Raw genomic sequence first — 11632 nt, 5'->3', positions numbered from 1 at the left:
TATTTCGTTGGGTGGGTAATGGGGTGGATTCCGTGACGGGTGGAAACTTGTTCGTGGTGGACGACAACCCGGGAGATATCCGGTTCGTCGAGGAGGCGTTCAGCGCCTCGCAACTGGCCCCGGCGATCCACAGCGTGAAAACGAGGGAGGAAGCGCTCGCCTTCATACATCGACGAGGCGAGTACGAGGATAGCCCCGAACTCGACGTCGTCTTGCTCGACTGGAACCTGTCTCAAACGACGAGCGGAGAAGTGTTGAGCGCCCTGCAGTCCGCCAGACCGGAGACCCCTGTCGTCGTGATGACGGGCACGAAATCCGAGATAAACGGGGCGAAATCTGAACTACCGCAGGTGGATCGGTACATCGAGAAACCGACCGTTCCCCAGCGATACGTCGATGTCCTCAAGCCGTATCTGACCGAGAGATGAGCGTTCGATACCGAACGCCGCCCGGTCGATGCGACGGTTTTTGCCGGCCGCGCCTGTAGTGCGGTCGATGCGGTGGCGCCTCCTCGTCGCGCTCGCGGTCGTGGTCACCGCCGGCTGCGGCTCGCTGTTCGGCGGCGACGAGCGCGCCGACCCCGCGACGGACACGCTGACGCCCGCACCGGTCCCGGAGGTCACGCCGACGCCAGAGCAGTGGCCCGTCGCGCCGGGCGTGACGGCCAACGCCGTCGCCGACGCCGACGCGCTCGTCGCCGCCCACCGCGCGGCGACCGCGAACCGCTCGTACGTCTGGCGCGAGCGCCGCGGGACGACCACCCACCCGAACGAGTCCGTCCCGCTGTTCGACCGCACGGTCGCGCGGGTCGAGTCGCAGACGGTCTACCACGTCTGGACCGGCCAGGAGCGCGTTCGGCTCCGTACCGGACTGACGAGCGTCGCCGACTACTCGGAGTACGCCGACGGCACCGAGCGGATCGTCCGCTACCGGTACGTCGGCCGGTCCGACTTCGAGCGCCAGCGCCGCCACCCGGTCGACGCGACCGCCCACCGGCACATCGGGCTGAGCGCCGCCAGTGCCATCGAGCGGTATCTCGACGTCGAGTCGGCGACGGTCGCCGCGGTCAGCGTCGACGGCCGGCGCCACTACGAGGTCGTCGGCCGTAACTGGAGCCGGCCCGACGACGACCGCGTGACCGACTACACCGTCGTCGCCGTCGTCTCGCCGGAGGGATTCGTCCGCTCGCTCGACGCCTCCTACACCGTCCGGTCGGTCGGCGAACCCCGACGCGTCCGCTACACGTTCGCCTACGAAAAGGTGGGAGAGACGACCGTGGATCCGCCCGAGTGGGACGCTGAAGAAACCGATCGCTCGTCGTAACGTGGTCCACACTTCGTCCGGATCACGCTACTCGCGGGTCGCTTCGCTCCCCGCACGTATTTAGGGAGGCGCTCGCTTCGCTCGCGCCTCCCCTACTCGCGGCTCCTTGCAGTCGCCGCTCGCTATACCGTGGTCCTCACTCCGTTCGGACCACGCTACTCGTCACCCAGAATGACGCGCTCGGTCATCTTCCGCGGATCGAGCACCTCGTCGGCCTCCTCCTCGCTGAGGTACCCCTCGGCGACGACGACCTCCTTGATCGTCTTGTCCTCGGCCATCGCCTGCTTGGCGACCTTGCTGGCCTTGTCGTAGCCGATAGCGGGGTTCAGGGCCGTCGCCAGCGCCATCGACTGCTGGACGCGCTCCTCGCAGTGCTCCTCGTCGGCTTCGAGTTTCGCGACGAACTTCTCGGCGAACACCTCGCTCCCGTTGGCGATCAGCCGGGCGGACTGCAGGAAGTTGTTGGCGAGGATGGGCTTGTAGAGATTGAGGTCGATCTGGCCCTCGGCAGCGCCCGCCGAGACCGCGGCGTCGTTGCCGACGACCTGCTTGTGGACCTGGTTGACCGCTTCGGCGACGACCGGGTTGATCTTCCCGGGCATGATGGAGGATCCGGGCTGGTTCTCCGGCTGGTCGATCTCGCCGAGGCCGTTGCGCGGGCCGGAGGCGAGCAGGCGCAGGTCGTTGGCGATCTTGTTCAGGCTACCCGCGACGGTGCGCAGGGCGCCGTGGGCCTCCGACATCGCGTCGTGGGCGGCCTGGGCCTCGAAGTGGTTGTCGGCCTCGCGGAACTCGATGCCGGTCTCCTCGCTGATGTACTCGGCCGCCTTCGCGGGGAACTCGGGGTGGGTGTTGAGGCCCGTGCCGACGGCGGTCCCGCCGAGCGCGAGTTCGCTCAGGTGGTCGCGGGTTCCCTCGACGCGCTCGACGCCCTTCTCGATCTGGGTGCGGTAGCCCGAGAACTCCTGGCCGAGCGTGATGGGCGTGGCGTCCTGCAGGTGGGTGCGGCCGGTCTTGACCACGTCGTCGAACTCGTCTTCCTTCTCGGCGAGGGCGTCGGCGAGCGTCTCCAGCGCGGGGAGCACGTCGTTCTCGACCGCTTCGAGGCTGGCGACGTGCATCGCGGTCGGGATCACGTCGTTGCTCGACTGGCCGTAGTTGACGTGGTCGTTCGGGTGAATCGTCCGAGAGCCGATCTCGCCGCCGTAGATCTCCGTGGCGCGGTTGGCGATGACCTCGTTGGCATTCATGTTCGAGGACGTGCCCGACCCGGTCTGGAACACGTCGACCGGGAACTGGTCGTCGTGCTCGCCGGCGATGACCTCGTCGGCCGCCTCGACGATGGCCTCGGCCTTGTCGTCCTCGACGAGCCCGAGGTCGCTGTTGGCCAGCGCCGCGGACTTCTTGACGACCCCGAGCGCGCGGACGAACCGCCGTCCGAACGTCTCCTCGCTGATCGGGAAGTTCTGGATCGCGCGCTGCGTCTGGGCCCCCCAGTAGGCGTCCGCCGGCACCTGCATCTCGCCGAGGCTGTCCTCCTCCGTCCGATAGTCGTCGTCTGACATACGCGGACCGACGACTGGGGAGGCGTAAAAGCCACCGAAGACGCGCGGCCGCTCCCCGTCGCGTTCGGGCCGCTACGAGCCGCGACAGCGGGACGCACCGACCGCGCCGGCGCTTCCATTCAGGCGAAAAAATTCGGTGGGTTCGTGGCCGCGTCAGCGCACGAGGCCGGTCAGTACCCTTCGGTCTCGGTCTCGTGCCCCTCGTCGGTCGGCGTTTCCATGGGAGTCTCGGTGTCCGTGGGGGCCTCGGTCTCGGCACCGGCCGTCCCGGTCGCCGTGCCCTCGCCCTCGGTCACGATGAACCCGAGGTCGACGACCGCCTGGCCGACGCTCGTGTAGGGGCCGTCCTCCGCGCCCTCGCTGGTGACGAAGTCGTAGGTCTCGTTTCCGTCGGTGTCGAGGTGCGGCATCGGGACCAGCGGCTTCGCCGGCGCGGGCGGGAACGTGACCTCGGCGATCTGGTCGGGGTCGTCGAGCGTGACCTCGATCGTCCGGTGGCGGCCCGGTTCGAGGTACTCGGAGACGCCGACGACGCTCTCGAACAACTCGCCCGAGAGCAACCGCGCGTCGTGCAGGGCGACGAACCCGCCGTCGGAGAGCAGCGCCTGCCCGACCGACACCGTGTCGCCGTCCAGCACCTGATTCTCGAAGTCCACCGTCGCGAACGGCGCCGTCTCGTCGCTCGCCGCGTCCGTACCGGTTCCCATGTCCGTGCCGGTTCCCGCGGGCGTGTCGGTCGGCGTATCCGTCGGGGTCTCAGTCGGCGTGTCCGTCGCGGTATCAGTCGGCGTGTCAGTCGCGGTCCCCTCTCCGCCGCTCGTCCCCGCGACGAACCCGAGGTCGACGACCGGGAGCGCGTTCTCCGCGAACGGGCCGTCCTCCGCGCCCTCGCTGGACACGAAGTCGTAGGTCTCGTCGTCGCCGGTCTCGCGGTGGGGCATCGCGATGAGCGCGCCCGTCCCCTGGAGGCTCTCGGTCTCGAAGTCGGCGCCGGGCACGTCGAACAGCGTCACGTCGGTCTGGTAGTGGACACCGGCGTCCAGCCGGTCCGAGACGCCGATGACGCTTTCGAGGACGTTCCCCTCGAAGAGGCTCACGTCGTGGAACGCGACGTAGCCGGGCTCCGAGAGCGTCGCCTGGTCGACGACGACGCTCGTCCCGTCGTCGGACTCCTGGTTCGCGAACTGCACCGACGCGAACGGACTCGTCTCCGTCTGGTCGTCCCGGGCGGCCGCGCCGTCGCCGTCGCGTCCCGAAACCACCGCGCCCGTCCCGAGAGCGATCGCGCCGGTCGCCAGCGCACCGCTCTTGAGGAACGTTCGTCTGCTCGATTCACCAGTCGCTGATCGGTCTGTGGGTTCGTCTGTCATCGCTTTGACTCCACCGACTGTTAGGAAGTTCGGCGAATAAAGCCCGGAAACCGTTTTCTCGGTAGCGCCGCCGTACGAACGCGCCGTCGCGATGGACGCAGAGTAACCCTATTCAGCCCTGAGTAACGACGGCGTTCGACGGCGACCCGCGACCGGTGAGTCCCGTTTGGCCGATCATACCGCCCGGCTCAGGTCCAGCGGTCGAGGCCGGTCTGGACGACCGACTGCTCGATGCGCTCGAAGCCGCGCTCTACTTCCTCGGGGTCGACCTCCCACTCCTCGCAGACGTACGCGCGAGCGGCCTCCATGTCGGGTTCGATCTCGCGGTCGAAGTCGTAGTCGTCGGTGACGGCCGGGTGCAAGAAGAGGTCGCGGATGCGGTCGGCGTTGTCGACGTAGACGTCGCGGGCCTCGAAGACGCCCCAGATGTCGCCGTGCTCGCGGACGGCCTTGACGGCGGTCTTCGGCCCGATCCCGGAGACGCCCTCGTTGAAGTCGGTGCCCATGAGGATGGCGGCGTCGACGAGTTGCTCCCACGTCAGGTCGTGGGTCTCCAGGGTCGCCTCGAAGTCCATCAACTCGGGGTCGCCCTTGCTGGTGAGCTGGCGCAGCGTCAGCGGCGTGCCGAGCAGGAGGGCGTCGTAGTCCTCGGTGCCGACGTAGTCGACGGCGCCCTCGCGAGCCATGTGTGCGGCCTGGGCCTCCCCTTCGGCCGGCGCCTCGATAACGGGCACGTCGAACAGTTCGAGGACCTCGCGGGTGGTCGTCAGGATGGTGTCGGTCAGCCGCTGGGTCTGCGATTCGAGGCGCGCCACGGCGATGGAATCGCCTTCCTCGCGGGCCTGTTCGAGCTGCTCCTCGCGCTTCTCCCGCTCCTCGCGGCGCTGCTCGACCTCGTCGTCCTTGAGGTCGACGACGGAGCCGTCGAAGACGAACACGGGCGTCACGTCGTGCTCGAAGAACTTCGGGAGCCCCTGGACGACGCCGACGAGGTTGGCGACCTCGTCGCCGTCGGCGGTCGTGTAGATGTCGTCGTTCGTCCACCGGACCGTCGTCGTGAGGTAGCGGTACAGCCAGTTGTGCGCGTCGACGGCGACGACCGACCCGGCCAGGTCCTCGAAGGACACGTCCTCGATGGCTGCCAGGTCGCGGAGATCTGCGTTACCCATTGGCCCCGATACGGTCGATGCCGATTTGAATCCCCCGACACGCCGCCTCCCGTCGAGTTACCCATGAGATATATATTTACGGCGAGATGACAACTCGTATCGATGCCCCCATTCACGCGACGCCGCGCCCTCCAGGCAGCCGTCGGCCTCGCCGCCGGGTTCGCCGGCTGCAACGACTCCAGTGGCGGTGGCCGGTCGCCGACGCCCTCGGCCCCCCGCGGTCCCGACGACGACCACGTCGCGCTGGACCCCGAGTACGTGACCCTCCGGGCGAGCGACTACGAACTCGGCGACCGGTTCGCCTGGTTCCTCGCCGATCCGGCAGACAGGCCGACCGACGGCGGGACTGTCGACCGCAGCGACCGCCAGACCCGTGGCCTCATCGCCGACCGGGCGACCGCGGAGACGCTCACCATCGAGGAGGGCGGCGTCGCCGACACAGAGATATCCGACTCCCCCGAGGCGGTCCGGGAGTTCGTGGCGGCGACGGACTTCGACCGGGAGACGCTGTACCTCCACCACGAACTGACCGACGAGTGTTACCGGCTCGTCCTGTGTCACGTCAGCTGGGCAGACCGCGAGGTCGAGATCCGCTACGGCCGGTTCCTCCGCGACCACGACGTGGCCTGCGAGGCAGACGCCCGCGACGGACACCTCACGGTCGTCCGGATACCGGCCGCCCTCGACCCGAAACGGTACGAACTCGGCGGGACTGGGGTCGGAAACGGGCACTGCTTTCCCCCGCCCGGCGAGCGCGGACGGCCGACGCCGCCCGTCACCGCCCCCGGGACGACGGCCGACACGGATGCCGAGGCGGGGACGCCGGCGGACGCCGCGTCCCGCGACGGGAGAACGCGATGAGCGACGAGTCGCGCTCCTCGCCCGGGCACGTGACGCGACGGGGTGCGCTCGCGCTCGGCGGTGCGGCGTTCCTCGCCGGCTGTGGCGTCCCCGGGGACCTGCTCGGGTCGGAGCCGGTGGAACTCGACGGACCGAAACTCCGGCTCGTGACCTCCCGCGAGGGGCCGACGGTTCCGCGACCGTTCCCGGTCGAGGTCGCCGGCTCGCACGTGACGGCCTCCCGGGACCGAGCGTACGCGATGCTCGACGCGGTCCCGCTCCCGCTCACCGCCGACGAGATGGCGAACGGGGCGATGCGCGATGAGATAGCCGAGCACGCCGAGCGAGCGCGGAGCCGCCTCTCCGAGGCGATCGAGGCGCCGAGCGTCCGCGAGCGACTCGAACGGCTCGCCGACGCTCGCGGGTCGGCTCGCGTCGCCGAGGGGACGTGGGCGGCCGCGAACGACGAACTGAGCGCAGCGGCCGTGCGGGCGAACCGCCGGACGACGCGCGAGGCGATCGACGCCTTCCGCGAGAACTGGGCGTACGTCGGCGACGACGACGTTGTCCGGGCGCTGCTCGTCCACGACCTCGTCGAGGAGTGGGCCGCGAGCGCTCGCACCGGGATCGAACCGGACGACCGTCACGTCGAAGGGGTCGTCAACGCGCTCGTCGTCGGGGAACGCGCCGGGTCCGTCGAGGGGGCCCGCGCGACGCTCGCGGACGCAGAACACGTCGGGCAGCGGTTCCGCGAGTCGCTGTCGGACGCCCGGTCGCTGCGCTCGACGTTCGCCGACGCGCGCGACTCCCTGTCGTCGACCATCGAGTCGCGGATGGCCGACGTCCCGCCCGAGAGTGCCGACTTGAACGGCCAACTCGACGCAAACCTCGACGAGACGGTCGCCGGGTTCGCGCTGAAGGACCTCCACGGCGACCTCCCGACGGGCGACGAGATAGCTCGGACCGACGGGCTCGCGGTGACCGTCCTCGGACAGATCGAGGGGATCGCCCGCCTGGGCGCGTTCGAGACGCTGTACGGGCGGATCGAATCCGGCGATCACCGAACGGTGGAGGGCATCGAGGACGTCGAAGCGCTGCGGGCGGCGGCGGTCACGGCCGTGGAAGACGCGCTGGCGGCGAGCGCCGACGACCGACTGGCGCGGACCGTCCTCGCGACCCTGTCGGGCTGGTTCGACTACGCCGAGCGGCAACTGAGCGAGCTGGGCGACAGCGTCGAACTCTCGCGGGCCGCCCGCGACCTCGCGCTCTACGTCGCACTGGAAACGATCGCCGCCGCGACGCCGGCCGCCGTCGACGAGGGGCTGGCGGCGCTCGGCGTCGAGTGACCCAGAGCGATGCGCGATCGGAGTCACTCGCCCCGCGGCCGTCTACGCGCGTTCTTCCACCGACTCGACGGCCTCCTCGGGCGTGTCCACGTGGTCGATGCCGTCGACGCCGTCGATCCGGTGCGTCCCCAGGCCCGCCACGGGTTTGCCGAAATCGAGCGCGTGGCCGAGTTCCGAGAGCGTGCCCGTCCCGCCGTCGACGGCGATCACGGCGTCGCCGTTCATCGCCACGAGCACGTTCCGCGCGTTGCCCATCCCGGTCGCGACGGCGGTGTCGACGTACTCGTTCGCGTCCGCGCGGCGCTCCGTGGGCAGGATACCGATAGTGTGTCCGCCCGCTTCGCTCGCGCCCCGACAGACCGCTTCCATGACGCCGCCGAGGCCGCCGCAGACGGCCTCGTGGCCGCGCTCGCCCAGCGTGCGGCCGAGCGCTTCCGCAGTCGCCGCTTGCTCGTCGGTGACCGTTCCGCCGCCGATGACGCTGACTCGCATGGCGGTGGGTGGCGCCCGGCCACCTAAACCGTCACGACTAGCAGAAAACTTATTTACTCAACATGTGGGTAACCCAATAGATGCTTCGCACTGGCGACGCGGCGGCCCTCCTCGATCGGCAGACGCACGAGGGGATGGTCGTCCCCGACTACGGGGGATACTGTTTCGCGAACGTTCCGGGGACGGTGGGGGACGTGTTCGACGTGGACGTCGGTCGATCGCTCCCGACGGACGTGTTCGGCGGGGTCGACACTGACGTCTCGCACGTGGTCGTCGTCCTCCTCGACGGCCTGGGATGGCGGCGGTGGCGTCGCGACAGCGAGGACCACCGGTTCCTGTCGCGCCTCGGGGAGCGCGGCAGCGTGACGCCGCTGACGACCGTCTGCCCGTCGTCGACGGCGACCGCGATCACGACGGTCCACACGGGGGCCACACCCGCGGAACACGGGGTTCTCGGCTGGGACGTCCACCTGCCCGAGCACGGCGACATCGTCGGCGCGTTCCCGCACGCCGTCCGCGAAGACGTCGTCGGCGACGTGGCGGGAGGCCGGACGCCGGCGACCGAGTCGGCGGACCTGGTCGCCGCCGATCCGGTCTACCCGACGCTGGTCGACGCGGGCGTCGAAGCGCACGTCGTCCAGGGGTCGGAGACCCTCGGTACGGACTACGCCGACGCCACGTTCGGCGGCGCCGAGCAGGTCCCCGCCGACGGGCCGCGCGAGACGGCGCGGGCCGTCCGCCGGGTGGTCGAATCCGCCGACGGACAGACCTACACCTACGCGTACCTCCCCCAGCTGGACGCGACCTCCCACGAGTTCGGGACCGACTCGGGCGCCTACCACGACGCGCTGGCGACGCTGACCCGCTGTCTCTCCCGGGAACTCTACGACCGACTCGACCCCGAGACGGCCGCCGAGACGCTGTTGGTCGCCACCGCCGACCACGGGATGGTGGACCTCGAACCGGGACCGGCGGGGTGTCTCGACCTGTCGACCGTCGACGGAGTGACCGCGGGGCTGAAGCGGCGGCCCTCGGGGGAGCCGTCGCCCCCGTTCGCCGACCCCCGGCTGACGCACCTCGCGGTCAGGGCCGGCGGCGTCGACGGCGTCGTCGACGCGCTCGAACCGCACGGCGTCGACGCGTTCACCCGCGAGGAGGTGCGAGAACTCGGACTCTACGGGCTCGATCACGGCGTCGTCTTCGAGCGACGGGCCGGCGACCTCGTCCTGACGCACCCGGAGATGAAGCTCGTGCATCCCGCCGTCGAGGACGTGGTGTCGCACGTCGGGATGCACGGCGGGCTCACGCCCCGCGAGATGCTCGTCCCGTTCGCGGCGGCGCGGCTGTCGGACCTGCAGTGACGGCGAAAACGGAGCGCGGAATCGAGAGCGAGCGGGCTTACTCGACCTGCTCGAACCAGTCCTCGACGCGGGCCACGGGCGCGCCGGTGATGTCGGCGACCTCCGTGGGATCGCTGTCCCGCAGGTCGGCGACGCTGGCGATGCCGGCCTCGTGCAGGCGGTCGGCGTAGGTCGGGCCGATACCGGCGATGGTGTCCACGTCCGGGCTGTCGGCGGCGACGTCCGCGCCGTCGCCGGCGCCCACGTCCTCGGCGTCCTCGGCCACCTCGGCCTCGGCGGACGCGTCGGTCGGCTCGGCGTCGTCGGCCGCGGTCTGGGCGACGGCCGCTTCCTCGGCGGCGGGGCCGGCCTCGGCCGCCGTCTGTTCGGCGGCTTCGTCCGCGGCTGTCACGTCGTCGGGTTCGGCCGCCTCGGCGCCGGCCTCGGCCGCTCCCGTGCTGGTCGCCGGCGCGCGGTCGGCGTACCACTCGCAGACCTCGGGCCAGACTTCCTCGTGTGACGACGAGGACACAGAGAGGCCGATGTGGCCGGTCGCGTACTCGATGGTGGTCACGTCGTCGGAGCCGACGACCTCGTTGAACGGCTTCGAGGCGTCGGCGGGGATGAGGTGGTCGTACTCGCCCATGATCTGCAGGACGGGCATGTCGATGTTCTCGACGTTCACGTGCGTCCCGTCGAGGTACATCTCGTTCTCGTAGAGCTTGTTCTCCTGGTAGAGGTCCCGGAGGAACTGGTCGTAGGCCTCACCGGCCACGTCGATGCCCTCCGAGAGCCACCGCTCCATGCGGCCGAAGTTCTCGACGAAGTCCTCGTTGTCGAGGTTCTCGTAGAACCTGATGTACTTCGAGACGTAGTTGTCGACGGGGTCCATCAGCGCGAAGCCGACGTCCAGGAACTCCGCGGGGACGTTCCCGAAAGTGTCGGTGACCTCCTCGGGGTCGTAGTACTCGTCGGAGCCCCACTGTTCGAGGACGCCGCCGGTCCCCTGGAAACAGAGGCCCGCGGCCATCAGGCCCAGCGCGTTGACCTTCTCGGGGTGGAGCGCGGCGTACATGGCCGACATCGTGCCGCCCATGCAGTAGCCGAGGACGTTGATCTTGTCCTGGCCGGAGCGCTCGCGCACCTCGTCGACGCAGTTCTCGATGTAGCGGTTGACGTAGTCGTCGAGCGTGAGGTGCTGGTCCATCCGCGACGGCTCGTTCCAGTCGATGAGGTAGACGTCGTGGCCCGCTTCGAGCAGGCGCCGGACCACGGAGCGCTCGGGCTGGAGGTCGAGGATGTACGGCTTGTTGATCAGCGCGTAGACGATGAGGATGGGAACGTCGTGGGTCTCCTCGGGTTCGATGCCGGCCTCCTCGGGCTTGTAGTGGAGGAGTTCCAGCTTGTTCTCCCGGTAGACGACCTCGCTTGGCGTCTGGCCGACTTCGACGCTCTGGACGGTCGCCAGCGCCTCGGGGAGGTCGGCGTTGCTCTCGGTCGCCTGGGTCATCGTCTCCAGCGCGGTGCGCTGGGCGTCGAGGGCCATCGAGACGGGATTGAACGGGTCTGCGCGTTCGCTGGCCATCTTACCCCTCCAGGTGGTCGAGGACGCGGTCGAGCTTCTCGTCGACCTCCTCCAGTCGGTCGAGCTGCTGTTCGACGTCGTGCTGGCGCCGTTCGAGTTCGACGAGTCGCTCGCCGACCTCGTCCATGTCGTCGCGGGTGGGGAAGCCGAGCTGGGAGATGGTCTCCTGGCTCACGTCGTCGGCCTCGCGGCGCATCTCCATCATGCGCTCGACGAGCTGGCCGTTGGCGGCGGCGAAGGCGCTGGTCGACATGACCTCCTTGAACGCCTCGTTGGCCGACTGCAGCCAGATGTCCCGGTATTCGGAGGGCGCGACGTCATCGCCCTGGGCGGCGTCGGTGCTCCGCTCGAACATCTGCTCGGCGGCGTCCATCCACACCTCGTAGGCGCGGTTGTAGCCCTGGATGCCCTCGGCCATCGCCTCTTCCTCGGGGACCGAGTCCTCGACGGCCTCGGCCCACGACTCGACGAAGGCTGCCTGGGCTTTCATGTTCTGTTCGAGGGAGTCGGCGACCGCGTCGTTCATCTCCTCGACCATCTCCGTCCACTGCTCCTGCATCTCGTTGGTGTTGCTCATGGTATGTGTTCGTGTACGTTGAAAG

11 protein-coding genes are annotated in these 11632 nt (G+C 69.5%); 5 read left to right on the top strand and 6 right to left on the bottom strand.

What is annotated here, in order from left to right; all coding sequences use genetic code 11:
* Nucleotides 1–53: 53 nt before the first annotated feature.
* Both PSC72_RS17470 and PSC72_RS17465 read left to right on the top strand, forming a co-directional pair.
* Entirely contained in the window at nt 54–428 is a 375-nt protein-coding gene (locus PSC72_RS17470; protein WP_274322704.1) for a response regulator, read from the top strand.
* 67 nt (nt 429–495) lie between these two features.
* Nucleotides 496–1323, top strand: a complete 828-nt coding sequence (locus PSC72_RS17465) for a hypothetical protein (RefSeq protein ID WP_274322703.1) — start codon at nt 496–498, stop codon at nt 1321–1323.
* A 155-nt stretch (nt 1324–1478) separates the two neighbouring features.
* On the opposite strand, the gene PSC72_RS17460 is transcribed toward PSC72_RS17465, so the two are convergent.
* From PSC72_RS17460 to fen, 3 genes are all read right to left on the bottom strand, one after another.
* Nucleotides 1479–2888 carry a class II fumarate hydratase gene (locus tag PSC72_RS17460; protein ID WP_274322702.1) on the bottom strand — a complete coding sequence of 470 codons (1410 nt, stop codon included), beginning with the start codon at nt 2886–2888 and terminating at the stop codon, nt 1479–1481.
* A 170-nt stretch (nt 2889–3058) separates the two neighbouring features.
* Complete coding sequence (locus PSC72_RS17455) at nt 3059–4258, bottom strand: twin-arginine translocation signal domain-containing protein (RefSeq protein ID WP_274322701.1); 1200 nt, start codon at nt 4256–4258, stop codon at nt 3059–3061.
* A 188-nt stretch (nt 4259–4446) separates the two neighbouring features.
* The gene (fen, locus tag PSC72_RS17450) at nt 4447–5427 is read right to left on the bottom strand and encodes a flap endonuclease-1 (protein ID WP_274322700.1); all 981 of its coding nucleotides are present in this window, start codon (nt 5425–5427) and stop codon (nt 4447–4449) included.
* Between the two features lie 102 nt (nt 5428–5529).
* Between fen and PSC72_RS17445 the strand changes: the two genes are divergently transcribed.
* Together PSC72_RS17445 and PSC72_RS17440 are read left to right on the top strand one after the other, a co-directional pair.
* Nucleotides 5530–6288, top strand: coding sequence for a hypothetical protein (locus tag PSC72_RS17445; RefSeq protein ID WP_274322699.1), 759 nt, complete (start codon nt 5530–5532; stop codon nt 6286–6288).
* The gene (locus PSC72_RS17440; protein WP_274322698.1) at nt 6285–7613 is read left to right on the top strand and encodes a hypothetical protein; all 1329 of its coding nucleotides are present in this window, start codon (nt 6285–6287) and stop codon (nt 7611–7613) included. The genes PSC72_RS17445 and PSC72_RS17440 overlap by 4 nt, the downstream gene beginning before the upstream one ends.
* Nucleotides 7614–7655: 42 nt before the next feature.
* Here the strand turns inward: PSC72_RS17440 and PSC72_RS17435 are convergent, their stop codons facing one another.
* A complete protein-coding gene (locus PSC72_RS17435) occupies nt 7656–8105 on the bottom strand; it encodes a TIGR00725 family protein (RefSeq protein WP_274322697.1) in 450 nt (149 codons plus the stop codon).
* 80 nt (nt 8106–8185) lie between these two features.
* Between PSC72_RS17435 and PSC72_RS17430 the strand changes: the two genes are divergently transcribed.
* Complete coding sequence (locus tag PSC72_RS17430) at nt 8186–9466, top strand: alkaline phosphatase family protein (protein WP_274322696.1); 1281 nt, start codon at nt 8186–8188, stop codon at nt 9464–9466.
* A gap of 37 nt (nt 9467–9503) precedes the next feature.
* On the opposite strand, the gene phaC is transcribed toward PSC72_RS17430, so the two are convergent.
* On the bottom strand, nt 9504–11030 hold the full coding sequence (gene phaC, locus PSC72_RS17425) for a class III poly(R)-hydroxyalkanoic acid synthase subunit PhaC (protein WP_274322695.1): 1527 nt from the start codon (nt 11028–11030) through the stop codon (nt 9504–9506).
* A 1-nt stretch (nt 11031) separates the two neighbouring features.
* A complete protein-coding gene (locus PSC72_RS17420) occupies nt 11032–11607 on the bottom strand; it encodes a poly(R)-hydroxyalkanoic acid synthase subunit PhaE (RefSeq protein WP_274322694.1) in 576 nt (191 codons plus the stop codon).
* Nucleotides 11608–11632: the final 25 nt, after the last annotated feature.

It is taken from the genome of Halosimplex aquaticum, assembly GCF_028747785.1.
GTDB lineage: Archaea > Halobacteriota > Halobacteria > Halobacteriales > Haloarculaceae > Halosimplex > Halosimplex aquaticum.
Note: the sequence above shows the minus strand (reverse complement) of the source record. Positions and strands in the feature narration are given on the sequence as shown.

Coding starts and splice junctions, on each gene's coding strand:
- PSC72_RS17465 (WP_274322703.1), top strand. CDS start 496: ATGCGGTGGCGCCTCCTCGTCGCGCTCGCGGTCGTGGTCACCGCCGGC.
- PSC72_RS17460 (WP_274322702.1), bottom strand. CDS start 2,888: ATGTCAGACGACGACTATCGGACGGAGGAGGACAGCCTCGGCGAGATG.
- PSC72_RS17455 (WP_274322701.1), bottom strand. CDS start 4,258: ATGACAGACGAACCCACAGACCGATCAGCGACTGGTGAATCGAGCAGA.
- fen (WP_274322700.1), bottom strand. CDS start 5,427: ATGGGTAACGCAGATCTCCGCGACCTGGCAGCCATCGAGGACGTGTCC.
- PSC72_RS17445 (WP_274322699.1), top strand. CDS start 5,530: ATGCCCCCATTCACGCGACGCCGCGCCCTCCAGGCAGCCGTCGGCCTC.
- PSC72_RS17440 (WP_274322698.1), top strand. CDS start 6,285: ATGAGCGACGAGTCGCGCTCCTCGCCCGGGCACGTGACGCGACGGGGT.
- PSC72_RS17435 (WP_274322697.1), bottom strand. CDS start 8,105: ATGCGAGTCAGCGTCATCGGCGGCGGAACGGTCACCGACGAGCAAGCG.
- PSC72_RS17430 (WP_274322696.1), top strand. CDS start 8,186: ATGCTTCGCACTGGCGACGCGGCGGCCCTCCTCGATCGGCAGACGCAC.
- phaC (WP_274322695.1), bottom strand. CDS start 11,030: ATGGCCAGCGAACGCGCAGACCCGTTCAATCCCGTCTCGATGGCCCTC.
- PSC72_RS17420 (WP_274322694.1), bottom strand. CDS start 11,607: ATGAGCAACACCAACGAGATGCAGGAGCAGTGGACGGAGATGGTCGAG.